24 protein-coding genes are annotated in these 20,776 nt (G+C 66.6%); 13 read left to right on the forward strand and 11 right to left on the reverse strand.

Annotation, left to right across the window (positions count from 1 at the left end):
* Positions 1 to 8: 8 nt before the first annotated feature.
* The 9 genes from ACFW3F_RS12070 to ACFW3F_RS12110 form a co-directional block, all read right to left on the reverse strand.
* Positions 9 to 761: a MerR family transcriptional regulator gene (locus tag ACFW3F_RS12070; protein WP_388057553.1), complete on the reverse strand. Its 753-nt coding sequence runs from the start codon at positions 759 to 761 to the stop codon at positions 9 to 11.
* Positions 762 to 765: 4 nt separating this feature from the next.
* On the reverse strand, positions 766 to 2,259 hold the full coding sequence (locus ACFW3F_RS12075; RefSeq protein ID WP_388057555.1) for a flavin-containing monooxygenase: 1,494 nt from the start codon (positions 2,257 to 2,259) through the stop codon (positions 766 to 768).
* Between the two features lie 10 nt (positions 2,260 to 2,269).
* Entirely contained in the window at positions 2,270 to 3,193 is a 924-nt protein-coding gene (locus ACFW3F_RS12080; RefSeq protein WP_388057557.1) for a ferritin-like domain-containing protein, read from the reverse strand.
* Between the two features lie 42 nt (positions 3,194 to 3,235).
* Positions 3,236 to 4,096: an SDR family NAD(P)-dependent oxidoreductase gene (locus ACFW3F_RS12085; RefSeq protein WP_388057559.1), complete on the reverse strand. Its 861-nt coding sequence runs from the start codon at positions 4,094 to 4,096 to the stop codon at positions 3,236 to 3,238.
* Complete coding sequence (locus ACFW3F_RS12090; protein ID WP_388057561.1) at positions 4,093 to 5,103, reverse strand: alpha/beta hydrolase; 1,011 nt, start codon at positions 5,101 to 5,103, stop codon at positions 4,093 to 4,095. Before ACFW3F_RS12090 ends, ACFW3F_RS12085 begins: the two co-directional genes overlap by 4 nt.
* A 141-nt stretch (positions 5,104 to 5,244) precedes the next feature.
* Positions 5,245 to 6,885 carry an NCS1 family nucleobase:cation symporter-1 gene (locus tag ACFW3F_RS12095; protein ID WP_388057563.1) on the reverse strand — a complete coding sequence of 547 codons (1,641 nt, stop codon included), beginning with the start codon at positions 6,883 to 6,885 and terminating at the stop codon, positions 5,245 to 5,247.
* Positions 6,886 to 7,046: 161 nt separating this feature from the next.
* Positions 7,047 to 8,960 (reverse strand): alpha/beta hydrolase family protein, encoded by a 1,914-nt coding sequence (locus tag ACFW3F_RS12100; RefSeq protein WP_388057565.1) that lies wholly within the window; start codon positions 8,958 to 8,960, stop codon positions 7,047 to 7,049.
* Entirely contained in the window at positions 8,957 to 10,756 is a 1,800-nt protein-coding gene (locus tag ACFW3F_RS12105) for an N-acetylglutaminylglutamine amidotransferase (protein WP_388057567.1), read from the reverse strand. The genes ACFW3F_RS12100 and ACFW3F_RS12105 overlap by 4 nt, the downstream gene beginning before the upstream one ends.
* 135 nt (positions 10,757 to 10,891) lie before the next feature.
* Positions 10,892 to 11,368 (reverse strand): hotdog fold domain-containing protein, encoded by a 477-nt coding sequence (locus ACFW3F_RS12110; RefSeq protein WP_388057569.1) that lies wholly within the window; start codon positions 11,366 to 11,368, stop codon positions 10,892 to 10,894.
* A gap of 506 nt (positions 11,369 to 11,874) precedes the next feature.
* Between ACFW3F_RS12110 and rpsJ the strand changes: the two genes are divergently transcribed.
* The 13 genes from rpsJ (at position 11,875) to ACFW3F_RS12175 (ending at position 19,646) form a co-directional block, all read left to right on the forward strand.
* Positions 11,875 to 12,180 carry a 30S ribosomal protein S10 gene (gene rpsJ / locus ACFW3F_RS12115; RefSeq protein WP_003938093.1) on the forward strand — a complete coding sequence of 102 codons (306 nt, stop codon included), beginning with the start codon at positions 11,875 to 11,877 and terminating at the stop codon, positions 12,178 to 12,180.
* 19 nt (positions 12,181 to 12,199) lie between these two features.
* Complete coding sequence (gene rplC, locus ACFW3F_RS12120; RefSeq protein WP_388057570.1) at positions 12,200 to 12,853, forward strand: 50S ribosomal protein L3; 654 nt, start codon at positions 12,200 to 12,202, stop codon at positions 12,851 to 12,853.
* A 14-nt stretch (positions 12,854 to 12,867) separates the two neighbouring features.
* Entirely contained in the window at positions 12,868 to 13,557 is a 690-nt protein-coding gene (rplD, locus tag ACFW3F_RS12125; protein ID WP_388057600.1) for a 50S ribosomal protein L4, read from the forward strand.
* A 1-nt stretch (position 13,558) separates the two neighbouring features.
* Positions 13,559 to 13,864, forward strand: a complete 306-nt coding sequence (gene rplW / locus ACFW3F_RS12130) for a 50S ribosomal protein L23 (protein WP_086534383.1) — start codon at positions 13,559 to 13,561, stop codon at positions 13,862 to 13,864.
* Positions 13,865 to 13,894: 30 nt separating this feature from the next.
* On the forward strand, positions 13,895 to 14,731 hold the full coding sequence (gene rplB, locus ACFW3F_RS12135) for a 50S ribosomal protein L2 (protein WP_388057572.1): 837 nt from the start codon (positions 13,895 to 13,897) through the stop codon (positions 14,729 to 14,731).
* A gap of 17 nt (positions 14,732 to 14,748) precedes the next feature.
* A complete protein-coding gene (rpsS, locus tag ACFW3F_RS12140) occupies positions 14,749 to 15,030 on the forward strand; it encodes a 30S ribosomal protein S19 (RefSeq protein ID WP_388057574.1) in 282 nt (93 codons plus the stop codon).
* Complete coding sequence (gene rplV / locus ACFW3F_RS12145; protein WP_004020550.1) at positions 15,030 to 15,440, forward strand: 50S ribosomal protein L22; 411 nt, start codon at positions 15,030 to 15,032, stop codon at positions 15,438 to 15,440. Before rpsS ends, rplV begins: the two co-directional genes overlap by 1 nt.
* Positions 15,441 to 15,443: 3 nt before the next feature.
* Complete coding sequence (gene rpsC, locus ACFW3F_RS12150) at positions 15,444 to 16,250, forward strand: 30S ribosomal protein S3 (RefSeq protein WP_004020549.1); 807 nt, start codon at positions 15,444 to 15,446, stop codon at positions 16,248 to 16,250.
* A 3-nt stretch (positions 16,251 to 16,253) separates the two neighbouring features.
* Positions 16,254 to 16,670, forward strand: coding sequence for a 50S ribosomal protein L16 (gene rplP / locus ACFW3F_RS12155; protein ID WP_330432750.1), 417 nt, complete (start codon positions 16,254 to 16,256; stop codon positions 16,668 to 16,670).
* Positions 16,670 to 16,903: a 50S ribosomal protein L29 gene (gene rpmC, locus ACFW3F_RS12160; RefSeq protein ID WP_004020547.1), complete on the forward strand. Its 234-nt coding sequence runs from the start codon at positions 16,670 to 16,672 to the stop codon at positions 16,901 to 16,903. Before rplP ends, rpmC begins: the two co-directional genes overlap by 1 nt.
* Positions 16,900 to 17,190, forward strand: coding sequence for a 30S ribosomal protein S17 (gene rpsQ / locus ACFW3F_RS12165; protein ID WP_388057576.1), 291 nt, complete (start codon positions 16,900 to 16,902; stop codon positions 17,188 to 17,190). The genes rpmC and rpsQ overlap by 4 nt, the downstream gene beginning before the upstream one ends.
* A gap of 123 nt (positions 17,191 to 17,313) precedes the next feature.
* Positions 17,314 to 18,546, forward strand: a complete 1,233-nt coding sequence (locus ACFW3F_RS12170) for a sensor histidine kinase (protein ID WP_388057578.1) — start codon at positions 17,314 to 17,316, stop codon at positions 18,544 to 18,546.
* On the forward strand, positions 18,543 to 19,646 hold the full coding sequence (locus tag ACFW3F_RS12175; RefSeq protein WP_388057580.1) for a hypothetical protein: 1,104 nt from the start codon (positions 18,543 to 18,545) through the stop codon (positions 19,644 to 19,646). The genes ACFW3F_RS12170 and ACFW3F_RS12175 overlap by 4 nt, the downstream gene beginning before the upstream one ends.
* A 21-nt stretch (positions 19,647 to 19,667) precedes the next feature.
* Here the strand turns inward: ACFW3F_RS12175 and ACFW3F_RS12180 are convergent, their stop codons facing one another.
* Both ACFW3F_RS12180 and ACFW3F_RS12185 read right to left on the reverse strand, forming a co-directional pair.
* Entirely contained in the window at positions 19,668 to 20,048 is a 381-nt protein-coding gene (locus ACFW3F_RS12180) for a GNAT family N-acetyltransferase (RefSeq protein WP_388057582.1), read from the reverse strand.
* Positions 20,045 to 20,542, reverse strand: coding sequence for a phosphoribosyltransferase (locus ACFW3F_RS12185; protein WP_388057584.1), 498 nt, complete (start codon positions 20,540 to 20,542; stop codon positions 20,045 to 20,047). The genes ACFW3F_RS12180 and ACFW3F_RS12185 overlap by 4 nt, the downstream gene beginning before the upstream one ends.
* Positions 20,543 to 20,776 lie beyond the last annotated feature (234 nt).

A 20,776-nucleotide genomic window follows, 5' to 3' on the forward strand; every position in this document is an offset into this window, starting at 1 on the left:
ATCCGGTCTCAGTCCGGCTGCGGCGCCTCGGCACGCTCGTCGATAGCGCTCTGATGTGCCGAGAGTTCCCGGTCCAGAGCGGTGTCGAGGGCGCGGTCGAGGGCCGCGTGGGCGTTCTCGGTCCCGACGCGGCGCATCATGCCCAGCAGGTTCACCGCCCAGGCCACGTCGTCGTCGTTCGCCGGAAGCCAACCCGGTCCTCTACGCCTGTCCACCTCGTCGTGCGCCGCCGCGAGCAGGATCTCGGCGGCCTCGTTGATCTTGCCGGTGAACCGCTCGTGCACGTCGGCCAGGGTGGAGATCTGCATCCCGCGCCGCACCAGCTTGGCCAGATTCCCGATGATGCGCCGATCGACAGCCTCGTAGACCCCCTCGCGATCGGTCTCGGCGATCACCCCGGCGCTCACCAGGGCTGCGACCTGTGCGTCGTCCAGCGGCCCGAACCGGTCGTCGAGCTCGGTACGGGTGATCTCCGGACGCGACGTGCTCGACCAGTGCTCGTCGAGGATCTCGTTGAGTTCCAACGCATCACCGATGCGTGCGCCGGGATTCGTCATGAAGGTGGCAATGTGTTTGAGCGTGAACCCGCTGCCGAGCAGCTTGTTGATCGCCCGTAGATTGCGCAGGTGCTTCTCGGTGTAGATCGCGACACGCCCACGCCGGAGCGGCTGGGGGAGGAGCCCGCGTTCCTGGTAGCCACGGATGTTGCGGGTCGTGGTCCCGGACACGCGCGCCAAGTCGTCGATCCGGTACTCGGTCATCCCCTCACTGTAACGCTGCGGCGGCCGGAGTCCGAGCCCCCTCATGAACGAGAATCCGGTAGTCGCGGAGCTCGACGCGGCGGAGTTGGCCGATGTACTGAGTCGCGAAACCCGGGTACATCGTCGCGTTGAACCCGTCGTCGGTCAGGTACCAGCTCTGACATCCCGAATTCCACGTCGTCGAGGTCAGCCGGCGCTGGATGTCCCGGTTGTACTGCTGCTGCGCTTCGGTGCGCACGTCGAGCGCCTTCCACCCGTTCTCGAGCAGCTGGGTGACGGCGTCGGTGATGTAGCCGATCTGGGCCTCCATGTAGACCAGAGCAGAACTGTGGCCCGGCCCGGAGTTGGGGCCGAACGTGAAGAACAGATTGGGGTAGCCGGACACGGTGACGCTGCGGTAGGCGAAGGCACCCCGAGACCATTCCGACGCCAGGTCGCGCCCGTCGAGGCCGGTGACCGGGATGGGTGTCCCGGTCTTGGACACGTCGAACCCGGTCGCGAACACGATGCAATCGAACTGATGCTCAACGCCTTCGACGGTCCGGATGCCGCGCTCGGCGATCCGGGCGATCGGCCAGGTGACCAGTTTGCAGTTCGGTCGCTGAAGCGCCGGGTAGTAGTCGCTGGTCATGAGGAGCCGCTTGCACCCCGCGGCGAAGTCGGGTGTGAGTTGCCGCCGCAGCCACGGGTCGTCGACCTGTGATCGCAGGTGCAGTTTGCTCACCGCTTCGACGACGCGGGTCAGGGGAGTGTTCCAGACGACGCCCAGCGCCACGGTCTCGTGACCCCAGAACCACAGCGCGCGCGCAAGTCGCTGCGCGCCCGGCACCGACCGGTAGATCTGCTTGGTGGCCTCACCCGTCCGGACGTCGGCACGGGGCAGGACCCAACCGGGCGTGCGTTGAAAGACCTTGACCGACGCGGCCCGGTCGACCAACTCCGGCACGATCTGCACCGCGCTCGCCCCGGTCCCCACCACGGCGACCTTCTTGCCTGCGAAGTCGTAGTCGTGATCCCAACGGGCGCTGTGGATCTTGTGTCCCTGGTAGTCGTCGATACCGGGGATGTCGGGGAAGGAGACGTTGGCCAGCGGTCCGGAGGCGAGTACGACGGCCTTGGCGCGCACCGGCTCGTGATCCCCGTCGAAGTTGATCGTCCACACCCCGTCGTCGGCGTCGTACTCCAGACCGGACACTGTGTGGCCGAATCGGATGTGCGGTTCGATCCCGGAGTCGTCGACCATCGAACGGATGTAGTCGAGGATCTCGGCGCTCCGCGAGTAGGTGTGCGACCACTCCGGGTTGGGGGCGAAGCTGTAGGAGTACAGGCGCGACGGGATATCGCACGCTGCGCCGGGATAGGTGTTGTCACGCCAGGTACCGCCCACCCTGTCGCCACGTTCGAAGATCACGAAGTCGTCGATCCCACGGTCCCGGAGACGGATCGCCGCGCCTATGCCCGCGAATCCGGCACCGATGATGGCCACCGAGGTGTACATCGCCACCTCCTCAGGCCGTCGGCTCGTAGGTGAGTTCCTGCGACCACGTGGGTGTTCGGTGGACCAGGCCGAACGGGATGCGATCGGTGAGCTTCACCATCGAGTCGGCGAACAGGTGGTACGGCACATTCCCGCGATTGATCACCGCCGCACCGTGGAATGCGACCACCCGGAACATGGGCAGGCGCCGAACATATTCGCTTCGGTCGCCGACTGCCCGGTAGCGCTTCATGGCGCTGTAGAGCCGTTCCTCGTCGACGCCCATCGCGACGATGTTGTCGCGCATCTTGTTCAGCAGCGGGACGTAACTGAGTGCCCCGATCAGGAATGTGGGTTTGACCCAGCCACCGACGAAGTCGATGGTCCGCTTGCGCAACCCCGCATGCCCGAGGATCTCCATCACCTCGAAATCGACTGCCAGATGCCTGGATTCGTCCGAGTTGATCCGCTTGAAGACCTCCTGGGCGACCGGGTCCTTGACCTCGTCGGTGATGAACTTGATGAGGGCGCCGTCGAGGGCGACCTCGAGCATCGGGATGACCGTGCCCAGGAAGGACAGGGACATGTCGTCGGAGTGCCGGTCGAGCCAGTTGATCACCAGCTGGACGTTCACGTTCGGCGACGGGATCTCGTCGCCGTCGAGCATCCCCCAGCGCCGCATCAGTGCCAGTTCGGCATTGGCGTGCTTCTGTTCCTCGGCATGGAAGTGCTCGTAGATGCTCTTGAGCGTCGGCGTCGGGGCCTTCTTCGCCATCGCCGCGAACCCGCGCGCGCCGACGTTCTCGATCCACATCAGGTCACTCATGAAGGGTTTGAGCTTGGCGTGTAGGTCCGGTTCGATGAGCTCGGCTCCCGGTGCGTCCCAGTCGATGTCCGCGAGAGCCCATTGACGGTCCTTGATCTTCTGCAGCATGTTGTCGAGATCGATGGCCATGAGGAGGTCCTTTCGAATAGTCGTTCGGCTGAAGGCTCCGCGTCAGGACGACGGCAGGAGACGGTTGAGGAGTCCGAGGCCGCGCACGTAGGACGCCGGGAAGTGTCGTTTCAGATGCCAGATCACACGTGCATCCAACTGCGGCAGGACGTAGAGACGCCCGAGGTCGTGGGCGTCCAGTGTCGACGCGGCCACTCCGGCCGGTGAGACTCCGGTCCAGCGCATCAGCGTGCCCGCGAGATGCTGTGCATCAGAGGTGATCCGGCCGTCTCGTGCGACGTTGGTCTTCACGAATGTGGGGCACAGCACGGTCACCCCGATGCCGGAGTGGGCGAGTTCGGCGGCGAGTGTCTCGCTCAACGAGACGACGCCGGCCTTCGACACGTTGTACGGCGCCATCACGGGCGCGGCGGCGAACCCCGCCGCCGACGCGACGTTGATGATCCCGCCGCGACCGGTCTCCCGCAGCATCGGGGCGAAGAGTTCGCATCCGTACACGACGCCCCACAGGTTGATTCCGAGCGTCCAGGCCCAGTCGTCGAACCCGATGTCGCCGATCGGGCGGCCCCCGATGCCGACCCCGGCGTTGTTGATGACGAGCGTCGGTGGACCGTCGAAGGTGTCGCGCGCGAATGTCGCGAGCGAGCCCATCGCGTCCCGGTCTGCGACATCGCAACCGAAGGCATGGGCCGGGCGGCCGGTCCGGTCGGTGACGAGCGACGCGGTCTCATCGGCGCGTTCGGCGTCGATGTCGGCGCAGATCACCTCGCCTCCACGCCGGCCCAGTTCCAGTGCGAACGCACGACCGATCCCGCTCCCGGCGCCGGTGACGACGGCACGGGCATTCTCCGACAACGGGTTCCGGACGAACCGGCGTCGGATACCGTCCACGGCCGTGATCATGACGCGCCCGACACGGTGTGCACTGTCCGGGTGGCCGTGGCCGAGTCGTGTCGGTTCGCGGCCAGGTCTGCCAGGAACTCGCCGACCCGGCGGAGTGCGGCGTCGGCTTCCGGGCCGAGCCGAGGGAGGGCCTGGAACACGTGCATCATGCCCGGCCAGATCTCCAGTCGGCTGTCGCCACCGTGGGCGCCGAGCTCCTCGTGGAGATACCGGGCGTCGGCACTGAGCATCTCGGCACCACCGGTCTGGATCAGAAACGGCGGAAGATGCTGCGCAGGCGAGAAATCGAGCGCGAGTCGCGCGTTGTCGGCGGCCACGTCTCGGGTGTACAGGGCCACCAGGCGTGCCGCGGCCGACGCGGTGATGGCCGGGTCCCGCCGAATGCGTTCCTGCGCGCGTGCCAGCTCGAAGGTGAGGTCGATGAGTGGGGAGAACAGGATGACCGCGGCGGGTTGCCCGGTCTCGGCGATCGCCCGCCGGAGGGTCAGGTCGCACGCCAGGTGGCCACCGGCGGAGTCTCCGGCGACGACGATGTCGCCGGGCTCGTAGCCCTGCCGGAGTAGCCAGTCGAATCCGTCGGCGACGTCGTCAGCGGCCGCGGGGAATCGGTGCTCGGGTGCCAGGCGGTAGTCGGCGACGAACACGGGCAGATCGGTGGCGAGCGAGAGTCGCGCGGCGAGTGAGCGATGCGTGCGTGCCGAGCAGATCGTGTAGGCGCTGCCGTGGATGTAGTAGATCGCGCGCCGCCCGCGTCGGACTCCCGGGCCGACGACCCATTCCCCCGAGATCCCGTTCTCGTCGACCTCGTGCACGGTGGTCCCGGGCGGGGTGCGGCCGAGCACGCGCATGATCGAAGCGATCAGACTGCGTGAGAGGCGGATGCCCAGTGGGTTCAGTGGGATGGCGCCGGTGAACGTGCCGAGCCCCCACCTCGTCGCGTGGGCCGTCACGACTGCCCGCGCGGACGCGCTGGTCGGCAGCGGGGTCGGTGTGGTGATGCTGTGCATCAACTCACACCATCAGCAACTGTGCCAATTGTCAATGGTACGGTTGCGATGCCTTCACGGCGAAACCGGAGAAGCTTCGCCTACGCCCCGAGCGGGCCGGGCCACGCGATTTCGCGCGCGGCCCGGCCGATCATTGGTGCGTCAGCTGCGCACGGTGTCCTCGGAGGCAGTGGACGAGGTCCCGGCGCCCACCGGGGCGTCGATGGCCGCCCGGCCGTCGGCCACCTCGATGTCGCCGGTCGCGCGCGCGAGCGCAGCGGGCCCGTAGATCAGATGCGCCGGCACGAACCTCATCCCGAGCCAGTAGAGGAGCATGCCCGCACCGGCGCCCATGAACCAGGTGAAGCTGGCCTGGTAGACCGTGCCGAAGATGACGACACAGATGGGGAGCACCGAGGCGATGACGGTGGCACCCACGGCAACCGGGTTCCAACCGTTGCGATACCAGTAGGTTCCCCCGGGGTCCATGGTGAACAGGTCGTCGACCTCGATCCGTTGCTTCTTGATGAGGTAGAAGTCGACGATCAGGATGCCGAACAGCGGACCGATGACGGCGCCGAGAGTATCCATCGTGTAATGGATAGCCGTGGGATTGTTGAACAGATTCCAGGGCGTGATCAGCACCGAGCCGACCGCCGCGATCATGCCGCCGGTCCGCCAGCTGATCCGGGTGGGCGCCACGTTCGAGAAGTCGAAGGCCGGTGACACGAAGTTCGCCACGATGTTGATACCGATCGTGGCGATGGCGAAGGTGAGCACGCCGAGCACGGCTGCGGTGGTGTTGTCGATGCGATCGACGATGTGGACCGGATCGGTGATGATGTTGCCCTCGTCGTCGGTGCCGATCACGGTGACCGCGGCGGACACGGTGCACACGACCAGTAGCGAGAAGAAGAGGAAATTGACCGGCAGCCCCCAGAAGTTGCCCTTCTTCACCTCGCCGAAAGTGCGGCCGTAGCGCGAGAAGTCGCCGAAGTTCAGCATCGGTCCGGAGAAGTAGGAGACCACCAGGGCGAACGCACTGATCATCGCTGTGATCGACGACCAACCGGTGAGGCCATCGCCGACCGACAGGTCCAGACTCACGTTGTCCCACCCGGCCTCGACGACCAGGTACGCGGCCAGCGCGATCATGACGACATACACTGCGGGACCGCAGAAGTCGATGAACCTACGGATCGTCTCCATGCCGTTCCAGAACACCAGGGCCTGGAGGACCCACATGAGGATGAAGCCCGCCCAGCCCAGTGCGGACAGGCCCAGGAACCCGTGTTGCTCGACATCACCCCAGGCTTCGAGGCCCGGCCAGAACTTCAGGGCCAGGAGGCCGAAAGCGACTGAGGCAAGATAGGTCTGGATGCCGTACCAGACGACCGCGATCACGCCACGGATGATCGCCGGGATGTTCGCGCCTTTCACGCCGAACGAGACCCGGGTGGTCACGGGGTAGGGGACGCCGGCCATCTGGGAGGGTCTGGCGACCAGGTTGCACAGGAGGTTGACGGCGATGATGCCCACCAGGAGCGCTACGAGCACCTGCCACGCCGCGATGCCCAGAGCGAAGAGGCTGCCCGCGAACACATAGCCGCCGACACTGTGGACGTCGGACATCCAGAAGGCGAAGATGTTGTACCACGTCCACTTCTGTTCCTTGAGTGGCGCGAGATCGGTATTGGTGAGCCGGTCGTCATACGTGGGCTTGACGACGCTCTCGCCGGCGGCGCCGGAATGGGACGGGGCCGCCGGCGACGGCCCCGGGTTCCCGTTGGGCGGTGTGGACATGGGTGCTCCTGGTCTTCCGATCAGCGATGGGGTCGGATGTCGTGCTGGCGGCGCTGATGGGAAGAATGTAGGAACGCTTTGTTACCCCGCGATGAACGGGCAGATATATTTCGCCGGAGATCTCCGGGGCTGATCACGTAACCGGTCGGTCATGCGTCGGTTCACCGCGACGCTGCGGGCCGCGACGGGTGACGTGCGATCCAGTCGGCCACCGCCTGGGTGAGCCGATGTTGGTTGTGCCGCTTGACGATCTCGTGACCCTCGTCGTCGAACATCAGCATCTCGGCCACGGCCCCGCGGGCCTGGAGCTCGGCGACGATCTGCTGCGACTCGCTCACCGGGACGTTGGTGTCGTGTGCCCCGTGGACGACGAGCAGCGGCGCGCGGACCGCGTCGATGCGGTGGATCGGGGAGAGGTCGGCGAGGAGCTCGCGGTCGGACTCGGGATGCCCGTACTTGGTGTGGGCCGCGACCGCGATCCACGGCTCGGTGTTGCGGAAGAACGACTCGAGATCGCTCATACCGCAGATGGCGATTCCGGCGGCAAACAGTTCGGGGTGGAACGTCAGGCACGCCAACGTGAGATATCCGCCGTACGAACGGCCGGAGCAGTACACCGCATCGGGGTCGGCGATCCCCTGACGGCACAGGAACTCCGCGCAGTCCGCGGCGTCGTCGATCCCGGCGTACCGCCCGTACCGGTCGTCGGCGTGCACGAACAACCGGCCGTAACCCGACGACCCGCGCACGTTCGCGGCGAAGACCGTGATCCCGGCGTCGACGAGAGGGCCGAACAGGAACTGGTAGTCCGGTCGCGACTGTCCCTCGGGGCCACCGTGGAAGTACAGCAGTGTGGGACCCGGTGCGGCCGAACCCGACTCGTCGCGGGCGCGGAACAGGAAGCCGGACAACGGCATGCCGTCACGTGCCGAGAACTCCACGAGTTCGGGCCGGAGCAGGCAGGATGGCCCCTCGCCCGCGACGACGTCGTCGCGGACGGGATACACCGCACGGTTGGGGACATCGATGAGATGGACCAGGGGTGAGTGCTGGGGACTCGACACCGTCACGGCCACCACCGATCCCGCCGCACTGATCGAGAGGTCGGAGGCCACCTCGCCGGGAAGGTCGATGGGTGGGTGCAGGGTCTGATCGGGCAGGGTCATGATCTGCAGCTCGCTGCGGCCCCGCACATTCCACAGGAGTGCGATGGTCGACTGGTCGTGACTGACCGCGAACTCGTCGAGTCCGATGTCGACCCGCTGGGCCATCACCCGGAACCGCACCCCGAATCTGCTGACCTCGACGGCGAGGAGCCGGGGGAACTTGGCGTCGAAGTCGCTGCGCACCAGGGCCTGGACACTGTCGAGGTCGCGCGTCGGTTCGTTCGGGACCGGGACGAAGACCAGCGAGGTGTGGTCGAAGCCCTGGTCGAGGAGGTAGCCCTGATCGGTGACCGCGCCCGGGTCCTGCGGCAAGAGCGGGGTCATCGAGATCTCGTCGTCGTCCGACTCGGGTTGGCGGCGCAGCAGCAACATGTCGTGGTAGCCACGCGGGCCGACCCGGACGAGCGTGGCGCCCTTCCACGAGTCGATCAGCACGCCGCCGACGCGTTGATCCAGGGTGAGTGTCGTTGCGGTGCCTGGGTGTACCCGCAGGGAGTGGGAGGTGCCGTCCTGATCTATGGCAGTGATCAGGACCCAGTCGGTGTCCCAGCCGACGAGTCCCACCGTGCCGAACGACCGGCCGTCGGGGCGAGTCGCCGCGATGCGGTGGGCGGTGTCGTCATCGGGATCGGTGGTGACGACCCACACCTGGTGGTGCTCACCGCCGCTCGGGGCGATCTCCACCGCCAGCCAGCGACCGTCGGTGGAATGCACCACCTTTCGGACCGGACCCGTCGATCTGAGCTGAACCCACCGCAGCTCGCCCACGCCGTCCCGGGAGAGTGCGCGCTGCGCGGCCCGCGGGTACCCGGTCCCGTCGTCGACGATGTAGGCGAACGCGCTCCCGTCGGGGGAGAGCGACGCGCCGTAGGTCTTCCAACCGCGGTCGTCGAATCTCAGCGCACTCACCGTCGTGCGTTCGCTTCCATGGTCTGCAACCACATCTCGAGGAGCGCAACCTGCCACAGCTCGTTGCCGTCGAGTCTCGTGCGGACTCCGTTGGGGTCGGCGAACAATCTGTCGAGCGCCTCGGGACGGTACAGCCCGCGGTCGCGGGCGGCCTTGGACCGCAGAGTGTCCGAGACCAGGTCGAGAACGCCGCCGGTCAGATGGCGGATACCCGGCACCGGAAAATAACCCTTTGTGCGGTCGATGACGGCTGAAGGCAGAAGCGCACGGCTGGCCTCCTTCAGCACGCCCTTACCTCCGTGTGCGAGCTTGAGATCGGGGGGACACGTGGCAGCGAGCTCGACGAACTCGTGATCGAGGAACGGTACGCGCGCTTCGAGACCCCACGCCATCGTCATGGTGTCGACGCGCTTGACCGGGTCGTCGACGAGCATGACGGTGGTGTCGAGGCGCAGCGCCGCGTCGACGGCGGTCGCGGCGCCCGGTGCGGACTGATGCGCCGACGCGAATTCGAAGCTGGGGTCGTAACCGGCCTCGGTGAGGTAATCGTCGGCGAGGATGCCGCGGATGTCGACGTCGTCGCGGTCGAAGAACACGTCGGCGTAGGCGCGCGTCGTCTTCTCCCGGGTCACGTCGAGCAGCGGGGGATACCAGCTGTATCCGCCGAGGATCTCGTCGGCGCCCTGGCCGGACTGGACCACCTTGATGGACTTGCTGACCTCCTGCGAGAGGAGATAGAACGCGACGCAGTCGTGGCTGACCATCGGTTCGCCCATCGCCGCGACCGTGTCCGGGATGGCGGGCAACAACCGATCGGTCCCGATGTGGATCTTGTGATGGTCGGTACCGAAGGTGTCGGCGATGAGGTCGGAGTAGGCGTATTCGTCCCCGGATTCTCCTGCTGCGGAGTCGAATCCGATGCTGAATGTGGCGAGATCGGTCTGACCCTGCTCGGCGAGCAACGCGACGACGAGTGAGGAGTCGACGCCGCCGGACAGCAGTACGCCGACCGGTACATCGGCGACCATGCGCCGACGCACCGACGTCCGCAACGAGTCGAGCAGCTCGTGCTGCCACCGCTTCTCGTCCCAGTCCCGGCGGTCGGGATGCGGTTCGAAGGCCGGCTCCCAATACTTGCGTTCGGTGCGCCGGCCGTCGGGCTGGATCGTGACGACGGTCGCCGGTGGGACCTTGCGGATGCCGTTGTAGATGGTGTGCGGTGCCGGGACGACGGCGTGGAAGCTGAAGTAGTGGTGCAGCGCAACGCGATCGATGGAGGTGTCGACGTCACCCGCGCGCAGCAGCGCCTGCACCGACGACGCGAAGCGCAGCCGCCCCGGGGTGTCGGCAAGGTAGAGCGGTTTGATGCCGAGCCGGTCGCGACCGAGGGTGACGACACCGGTGTCGGTGTCGACGATCGCGAACGCGAACATGCCCATGAAGTGGTCGACGCAGTCGGGACCCCAGGCGTGGAACGCCTTGAGGATGACCTCGCTGTCGGCGTGGGAGAAGAACGTGTACCCCTTGCCCTCGAGTTCCGCGCGCAGTTCGTGGTGGTTGTAGATGCAGCCGTTGAACACCAGGGCCAGTCCGAGCGCCGGGTCGATCATCGGCTGACTGCCCTTTTCCGTCAGGTCGATGATCTTCAGGCGCCGATGGCCCAGCGCGACAGAACCTTTCGAGAAGACGCCGGAACCGTCCGGGCCGCGGCGGGTCATCTCGCAGGTCATGGCGTCGACGGACGCGACATCTGGAGCCGTGCCGTCGAACCGGATTTCGCCGCAGATTCCGCACATGGTTCGCTGGTCCTCCTCGTTGTGATGTCACACCGCGCTGCCGTACTCCGGTGCCGCTGGTGCCCTGCGCGCCGGGTGGAGGCTTGCTCCCACCCTAGGAGCAGCGGGACGGGACGGCACCCCGGCCCTCCACGTCTACTTCGGGGTCACCCACGTGGTGATGTCGCAGTGCACGACCTCGACGCCCTCGGTGTCGAGAATGCTCACCGACACGGTCACGTCAGTACCGGTGGTGATCGCGTCGAAGTCGACGGGTTCGGCGAGCCGCGCCTCGGCGGTCAGTCGCGTCGTCGCCTTGGTCAGGTAGCTCGTCTGCATCGCCTTCGGGATCCAGCGATGGGAGGTCGGCGTGGTGGCCTCCATCAGCATGCCCATCGCGGCCTCGGCGAGATTGCACGCGGCGATGGCGTGGAAGGTGCCGATGTGGTTGTGGACGCCGAACCAGTTCGGAGCGGTGACCTTGCAATAGCCGGGTTCCATTTCCTGCACGAGAGGCAGCACGGTGCCGAAGTAGGGGACCTTCGCGACCATGCCGAGGGAGAAGAGCACGTTGCCGAGCGGGTTGGCGGGCAGTTTCTTGCGCAGGGCGAAGGTGGGATTCGTGGAACTCATGGCGGTATCTTACTCATGAGTCAGGTCCGAGCCAGGTGGGACATCACCCGCGCTCTCGAGCTCCGCTGCGCCCGATCATTCGCGGGGAGCGGTGACGGATCCGATGGGTCATGGTCGGGGCGTCGCCGGGTGGTCCGCCGCCGGCGCCGACGGCTGATTTGATCGTGCTCCCGACCTGATGCATACTGTTCGGGTTGCCTTGACCGGCGGACGCAGGTTGTGCCATGTGCCAGACCAGCGGTCGCGATCAGGTGAATATCTCCCAGGCCCGGTCTACGGGGACTGGGCGTGTAACGCGTGCGCCGGTTTCGGTTCACGGTCACGACACGCCCGACCGCGGGTGCCGGAGCAAACCGGTTCGTACCAGGTACGAGCCAACGTACAACGACAGATGAACAGCGTCGATTGCCGTATCTCACACGGTGGTCATGTGCTCAGCCGGCAGAGATCGGTCCAGATCACGCGGTGTTTGTCTGTCGAGAACAACTGACGGAAGAGGACACAGCGTGGCGGGACAAAAGATCCGCATCAGGCTCAAGGCCTACGACCACGAGGCGATCGACGCTTCGGCGCGCAAGATCGTGGAGACCGTGACCCGCACCGGGGCACGTGTCGTCGGCCCGGTGCCATTGCCCACTGAGAAGAACGTGTACTGCGTCATCCGTTCGCCGCACAAGTACAAGGACAGCCGCGAACACTTCGAGATGCGTACCCACAAGCGACTCATCGACATCCTCGACCCGACACCGAAGACGGTCGACGCGCTCATGCGCATCGATCTCCCGGCAAGCGTCGACGTCAACATCCAGTAGGACGGGGGCGAGATAAATCATGAGCAATCAGAGTTCGACCAAGGGCATCCTGGGCACCAAGCTCGGCATGACCCAGGTCTTCGACGAGAACAACCGCGTCGTCCCGGTCACTGTCATCCAGGCCGGCCCGAACGTGATCACCCAGCTCCGCACCGCGGACCGTGACGGCTACACCGCCGTCCAGCTGGCCTACGGCGCCATTGATCCCCGCAAGGTGATCAAGCCGGTCGCCGGCCAGTACAGCAAGGCCGGGGTCACCCCGCGTCGCCACCTGGCCGAGATCCGCGTCAATGACATCAGCGAGTTCGAGATCGGTCAGGAACTGACCGCCGAGATCTTCGCCGACGGCGCGCTGGTCGACGTCACCGGCACCTCCAAGGGCAAGGGCTTCGCCGGCGTCATGAAGCGTCACGGCTTCGCCGGTCTGGGCGCCAGCCACGGCGTCCACCGCGTGCACCGTGCACCGGGCTCGATCGGTGGCTGCGCCACCCCGGGTCGCGTGTTCAAGGGCATGCGCATGGCAGGCCGCATGGGTAACGACAAGGTCACCACGCAGAACCTCACCGTCCACAAGGTGGACGCCGAGGCCGGTCTCCTGCTGATCAAGGGAGCGATCCCGGGTCGCAAGGGCGGCGTCGTGATGGTTCGCGACGCAGTGAAGGGTGGTGCCTAGAAATGAGTGACACAGTGAGCACCGAGACCGCCGCGAAGTTGACGCTGGATGTCAAGACCGCCGACGGCAAGACCAACGGAACCGTTGACCTGCCCGCAGCGCTCTTCGACGCCCCGGCCAACATCGCGCTGATGCATCAGGTCGTCGTGGCCCAGCAGGCCGCGGCACGCCAGGGGACGCACTCCACCAAGACCCGCGCCGAGGTGCGCGGCGGTGGCGCCAAGCCGTACCGCCAGAAGGGCACCGGCCGTGCACGTCAGGGCTCGACGCGTGCACCGCAGTTCGCCGGCGGTGGCATCGTCCACGGCCCGAAGCCGCGCGACTACAGCCAGCGCACCCCCAAGAAGATGAAGGCCGCCGCCCTGCGCGGTGCGCTGAGCGACCGCGCTCGCAACGAGCGCATCCACGTGATCACCGAACTGGTCGCCGGGCAGAAGCCCTCGACCAAGTCGGCACGTCAGTTCCTGGAGGCACTCTCCGATCGCCGCAAGTTCCTGGTCGTTCTCGGCCGCGAGGACCTGACGGCGTGGCTGAGTGTGGCCAACCTCGACAACGTGCTGCCGATCGCGCCGGATCAGCTCAACACCTACGACGTCCTGGATTCGGACGAGGTGGTGTTCAGCGTCGAGACGCTCAATGCCTTCATCGAGCAGAACACGGCGGATGCCAAGGCTGCCGTCGAGAAGACAGCAGAGGAGGCCTGACATGGCGACCGTTGCCGACCCGCGCGACATCATCCTGGCGCCCGTGATCTCGGAGAAGTCCTACGGGCTCATGGAAGACAACGTGTACACCTTCCTGGTGCACCCGGAGTCCAACAAGACCGAGATCAAGATCGCGATCGAGAAGATCTTCGGTGTCAGTGTTGCCAGCGTCAACACCGCGAACCGACAGGGCAAGCGCAAGCGGACCCGCTCCGGCTACGGCCAGCGCAAGTCCACCAAGCGCGCCATCGTGTCGCTGACCGCAGACAGCAAGCCCATCGAGATCTTCGGGGGCTCGGTCAGCTGACCGGGGCGCCCAGAGAAGGACTAGAGACTCATGGCTATTCGTAAGTACAAGCCGACGACCCCGGGTCGTCGTGGGGCCAGCGGCTCCGACTTCGCCGAGGTCACCCGTAACCATCCGGAGAAGTCGCTGGTGCGTCCGCTGCACGGGCGTGGTGGCCGAAACGCTCACGGCCGCATCACCACCCGTCACAAGGGTGGCGGCCACAAGCGTGCCTACCGTCTGATCGACTTCCGTCGCCACGACAAGGACGGCATCAACGCCAAGGTCGCCCACATCGAGTACGACCCGAACCGCACTGCGCGGATCGCGTTGCTGCACTACGTGGACGGCGAGAAGCGCTACATCATCGCGCCGAAGAACCTGAAGCAGGGCGACATCGTCGAGAGCGGCTCGACCGCCGACATCAAGCCCGGCAACAACCTGCCCCTGCGCAACATCCCGACCGGTACCCAGATCCACGCCGTGGAGCTGCGTCCGGGCGGTGGAGCGAAGATGGCCCGCAGCGCGGGTGCTTCGATCCAGTTGCTCGGCAAGGAAGGAACCTACGCCACGCTGCGTATGCCTTCCGGCGAGATCCGTCGCGTCGACGTGCGCTGCCGCGCAACCGTCGGCGAGGTGGGCAACGCCGAGCAGAGCAACATCAACTGGGGCAAGGCCGGCCGTATGCGCTGGAAGGGCAAGCGCCCGACCGTCCGCGGTGTCGTGATGAACCCGGTCGACCACCCGCACGGTGGTGGTGAGGGCAAGACCTCCGGTGGTCGCCACCCGGTCTCGCCGTGGGGCAAGCCCGAGGGCCGCACCCGCAAGAACAAGGCCAGCGACAAGCTGATCGTCCGTCGCCGTCGTACCGGCAAGAACAAGCGATAACAGGAGGAGGTAAGAGAATGCCACGCAGCCTCAAGAAGGGCCCGTTCGTCGACGACCACCTCCTGAAGAAGGTGGACGTTCAGAACGAGAAGGGCACCAAGCAGGTCATCAAGACCTGGTCCCGTCGTTCGACCATTCTTCCCGATTTCATCGGCCACACCTTTGCTGTCCATGACGGACGCAAGCACGTGCCGGTGTTCATCTCGGACTCGATGGTCGGGCACAAGCTGGGCGAGTTCGCCCCCACCCGTACCTTCAAGGGTCACATCAAGGATGACCGGAAAGCGAAGCGCCGGTAATGACTACGCAGACCGATAATCCGACAGCAAAGGCGACCGCCAAGTTCGTGCGCGTCACGCCGATGAAGGCTCGTCGTGTCCTGGACCTGGTCCGCGGCAAGAACGTGGACGAGGCCCTCGACATCCTGCGGTTCGCACCGCAGTCGGCGTCCGAGCCCGTGTACAAGGTCCTGGCAAGTGCCGTCGCCAACGCGGAGAACAACCTGGATCTGGATCGCCGGACCCTGGTCGTCGCCACCGCGTTCGCCGACGAGGGTCCGACCCTCAAGCGCTTCCAGCCGCGCGCACAGGGCCGTGCATTCCGTATCCGCAAGCGCACCAGCCACATCACCGTGGTCGTGGAGAGCTTGCCGGAGAAGGCAGCCGGCGGCCGTGGCCGTTCGCGTCAGCCGAAGAAGAAGGGAGCCTAGACAGTGGGCCAGAAAATCAACCCGCACGGCTTCCGTCTGGGCATCACCACCGACTGGAAGTCGCGGTGGTACGCCGACAAGCAGTACGCGGACTACGTCAAAGAGGATGTTGCCATCCGCAAGCTCCTCTCCACGGGGCTCGAGCGGGCCGGCATCGCGAAGGTGGAGATCGAGCGCACCCGTGACCGGGTCCGCGTCGACATCCACACTGCGCGTCCGGGCATCGTCATCGGCCGCCGTGGCGCCGAGGCCGATCGCATCCGCGGCGACCTGGAGAAGCTGACCGGTAAGCAGGTCCAGCTCAACATCCTCGAGGTCAAGAACGCAGAGTCCGAGGCCCAGCTGGTGGCCCAGGGCGTCGCTGAGCAGCTGAGCAACCGCGTGGCGTTCCGCCGCGCGATGCGCAAGGCGATCCAGTCGGCGATGCGTCAGCCGAACGTGAAGGGCATCCGGGTCCAGTGCTCGGGTCGTCTGGGCGGCGCAGAGATGAGCCGCAGTGAGTTCTACCGCGAGGGTCGCGTGCCGCTGCACACGCTGCGTGCCGACATCGACTACGGACTCTACGAAGCCAAGACCACCTTCGGCCGGATCGGCGTGAAGGTGTGGATCTACAAGGGCGACATCGTCGGTGGACGTCGTGAGCTGGCCGCGGCCGCTCCGGCAGCCGAGGATCGCCGTCCGCGCCGGCCCAGCCGGCCCCGGCGTAGCGGTGCTTCTGGCACCACTGCGACGAGCACCGACGCCGCTCGCGCGGCCGAGGCCGCTCCTGCCGAGGCCACTGCTGGTGCGGCTGAGAAGCAGGAGGGCTAGGCCATGTTGATCCCGCGTCGGGTCAAGCACCGCAAGCAGCACCACCCCAGCCTCAAGGGGCAGGCCAAGGGCGGCACCAAGGTGACGTTCGGTGACTACGGCATCCAGGCTCTGGAGAGCGCGTACATCACCAACCGTCAGATCGAGTCCGCTCGTATCGCCATCAACCGGCACATCAAGCGTGGCGGCAAGGTCTGGATCAACATCTTCCCGGACCGCCCGCTCACCAAGAAGCCGGCCGAGACCCGCATGGGTTCGGGTAAGGGTTCGCCCGAGTGGTGGGTCGCCCCGGTCAAGCCGGGTCGCGTGCTGTTCGAGATGACCTACCCGAATGAGGAGACCGCTCGCGAGGCCCTGCGCCGCGCACAGCACAAGCTCCCCATCAAGACCAGGATCGTGACCAGAGAGGAGCAGTTCTGATGGCACTCGGAGTTGCTGCGAACGAGCTCCGCGAGCTCAACGACGCTGATCTGGTCGATCGCCTGAAAGAGTCGAAGGAAGAACTGTTCAACCTTCGGTTCCAGATGGCCACCGGCCAGCTCGACAACAACCGTCGCCTGCGGACCGTGCGTCGCGAGATCGCGCGCATCTACACCGTGATGCGCGAGCGGGAGCTGGGCCTGGCGTCCGGACCGGATGGTGATGACGCATGAGTGAGGACCAGAAGGTGACCGAAACCCAGACCGAGGTGCGCGCACGCCGCAAGGAGCGCATCGGCTACGTGGTCAGCGACAAGATGCAGAAGACCATCGTGGTCGAGCTGGAAGATCGTAAGAGCCACAAGCTCTACGGCAAGATCATCCGGACCACGAGCAAGGTCAAGGCCCACGACGAGAACGGCGATGCCGGCGTCGGTGACCGCGTGCGGATCATGGAGACCCGCCCGCTGTCGGCGACCAAGCACTGGCGTCTCGTCGAGGTGCTGGAGAAGGCCAAGTAAGCCCTCTCCCAACGAGATCTACCGCCACCGGCCCGTTCCCTGAAGGGAGCGGGCCGGTTTCGTCGTATTTAGTCCCAACAGGGGATTGACCGGTCGAGTCGAACGGTGTGAGGGTGAGACGCGATGCCCACCACCGATCTCGCGAGCGGCGAGTCCCGCCCACGACCCGCGTGGGTTCGACGCGCATTCGAATCGGACTCGGTGGAGCCGGACCTGGACCGCGTCCGCCGGGTGGGCGCCAGGTTCCTCGGTCTGGGTTTCATCGGCTACCCGGTGGTCTCCGTTGCGTCGATCCTCGCGTCGGCCCCGCTGACCGACGCCTGGTGGCCGCCGCTGAGCATCCTGTTGTCGGTCGGACCCGGAATCGTGTTGATCGCGGCGACCTTTCGGTCCGGCACGGCCTGGCTCACGCCGCTGGCCCTGATGACCTGGATCGGGTACGTCCTGGGAGTCGGGTTGTGGTTCGTGGCCTGGAACGGAACGACGCTGACGAATCCGGACGACACGGCCCAGTGGATGGTCGCCTTCAGTGGCATGCCGAGCATGGTGCTGATGCTCGTCCGCCCCCGTCTGGCGGTGATGGGGCTGGTGGTGTCCTCGACCGTCGCGCATCTCTCGCAGCAGCTCGGTCGGTTCGGCGAGGTGACGTCCGATGCACCCGTCGAGATCGTATGGTCCCTGATGTTCACCGGCGTCTTCCTCGCGGTCGTGCTGGTGGCCACCCGCACCGGGCGTGAGCTCGACGAGACACGTGAGGAGACCTACCGCACCGCGGCCAGTGTCGCCGCCGCCTCCGCCCGCGAGGTGGAGAAGGAGCGCTTCGACGCCATCGTGCACGACCGGGTCATCGCATCGCTTCTGGCCGTCCGGGCCGGGCGACCCGATGATCGGCTGGCGGCGCAGGCCGCCTCGGCTCTCGAGGAACTCGCGCGGGTCCCGGGACCGGACGATCCGGACACCGTGACGCACATCGAGGTGATCCGACGCATCCGATCGGCCGCCGCCGACGTCTCGGAACGCTTCGATGTCGAGGTGGCGGGTACCGAGTCGGCGTCGTATCCCGTCGAGATGCTCGACGCGGTCGTCGAGGCGATGTCGGAGGCCCTGCGCAACGTCGTGCGACACGCCGGCGACGAGGCCGAGTGCGCTGTGATCGTGCAGTTCGCCGCCGACTCGCTGAGCATGGCGGTCGTCGACAACGGCATCGGGTTCGATCCCGAGGCGGTGGCGGCCGGCCGCCTCGGGATCGCCGTCAGCATCCGTGGCCGCCTCGCACGATTGCCGGGGGGCCACGCGCGGGTACAGAGTCGCGTGGGCCGGGGGACAACCGTGCAGATCCTCTGGGAGCGGCCGTGAGGCGCGAATGTCCCCGGGCCGTCGACGACAGCGAACGCGGCGAGGTCGTCAACGCGTTCGGTATCGGTTCCCGGCCGCTGTGGCTCATGATGGGCGTTTTCGCGTGCGGCTACTTCGCCGTCACGCTGTATGCCGACTCGACTGTCACCGGGTGGTGGCAGTGGATCGGGCTGTTCGCCGGGTTCGTGTTGTTCGTCATCGCCGGGATCACGATCCTCGACTCCCCGGGAGATCCGCTGCCCTCGTCGACGACCCTCGTCGTCGGCGGACTGGCGGTCGCAGCGGTTGCTGCGACGCTGTTCTCGCTGCCGTTCCCGCCCTCGCATGTGATGCAGACCGGGCCGCCGGTGGGGGCATCGGTGATCATCCTGGCCTTCGTCGCGGTGCGTGGCCGTCCGCTGGCGGCCTGGCTCGCCAGCGGCTGCATCTCGGTCATCGCGACGGTGTGGGGCGCGGTCTCCACCGCGGGAGCACTCTGGGGACTGTCCATCACCCTGCCCGGGTACGCGATCATGATCATGGGCTCGCTGTTCTCCGTCATGCTGCGCCCGATGGCCCGCCAGATCTACGAACTCCGGGAGGCCAACGAACGTCAGGCGGCGCTCGATGCGGCCGCGGCGGCATCGGCCGAGGTGCGGGACCGGCGTCTCGCTGCGCTCGACGAACGAGCGCGCCCCGTCCTCACCCGCATCGCGCGTCGTGAGACCTTCGTCGCGGACGAGGTCGTCGTGGCCCGACTGCTCGAGGCGCAATTGCGCGATGGCATCCGCGCCTCGGGACTCGACCTCCCGGTGGTCCGGGATGCGGCGTGGCGCGCGCGGCAGCGAGGCGTTCACGTGGTTCTCCTCGACGACGGCGGGCTCGCCGCGTTGGATGACGCGCTCGCGGTCACGGCGCGTGAACGCTTGGCCACCGCCGTCGCGGAGCTGCTGGACGAGGCCGACGACGGTCGGGTGACGGTTCGCATCCAGCCACCGGGGCGCGACGTGCTCGCCTCGGTCGGGCTGGACGCCGGCCACCGTACGGACCTGGTCGAATTCGACCACCGGATGGTCCCCCGCACCGATTCAGGACGGGAGACGCCGGCGTCGGGTCGATAGCCGGGGAGTGGAAGGGACGCGTCAGGAGGCGCCTGAGCGCAACCACTCGAGGACAGCCGGGGTGACCGGTGCGGTGGCATCCGCGTACTCGGGATGCTTCTTGAGGAACGCGGCCACCAGGGGGCACACGCCCACGATCGTGAGGTCGCGTGCCCGGGCGTCGTCGAGGGCCTCGGCGACCAGGATCGTCGCGAGACCGCGTCCGCCGAAGGCGGGGTCGACCTCGGTGTGGAAGAACACCCGCGCGGTAGTCGGCGCGTCCTGGGTGCCGGAGACCCGGTCGCGGTATTCGGCGAAGCCGGCCAACGTCTCACCGCCGGGCGCATCGACGAGGATGTCGTACCGGCGTTCGGCGGGGTTGTCGCGGACGGTGGTCTTCGCGCCGGTCTTGTCCGAAGTCATCGCTGTACCGCCTCGATCGGGCCCTGCACGGACCAGGGGAAGTTGATCCATTTCTCGGTGGTTCGCCAGGTGTAGTCAGGAGCTGTGATGGTGTGCGGTTTCTTGTACAGCACCGCGTTGCGGACCTCGGCGACCCGGCCCTGCTCCTGGCAGAAGTCGTTGACCAATTTGAGGGTCTTGCCGGTGTCGGCCACGTCGTCGACGACGAGAACCCGCTGGTCGGTCAGGCCGCTCGACTCCAGGAGCGACGGCAGCATCACCGGCTCGGAGAGCGTCTCGCCGACCCCGGTGTAGAACTCGACGTTCAGCGAGATCATCAGCTTGCAGTCCAGGGCGTAGGCGAGCGCGCCGGCCGGGATCAGGCCGCCGCGGGCGATGCCGAGAATGATGTCCGGGACGAATGCGTCGTCGGCGACCTGCTGGGCGAGCTCGCGGCAGGCCACGCCGTTGAGCTCCCAGGTGAGGACCTCGCGCTCGGGAGATGTGGTGGTCATGGGAACACTCTTCCAGAGCGTGCGCGGCCGCGGGTGCCCGAAGTCGGTGTCGACTCGGACGCGCGGGTTCGTCGGTCGACCGACACACCGGGGACACGGATACGACAAACGGGGGCAGCGACCGGAAAGGCCATGTCATGCCCGGATTCCGGACTCGACGTAATGATTCGACCCCTGCTGCACGACATATTCGTGGAAGACAGACCGGGTCAAATTCGTCGGGAACTCCGATTC

The organism is Gordonia sp. NPDC058843 (assembly GCF_042743165.1).
In the GTDB taxonomy this organism is placed as follows: Bacteria; Actinomycetota; Actinomycetes; order Mycobacteriales; family Mycobacteriaceae; genus Gordonia.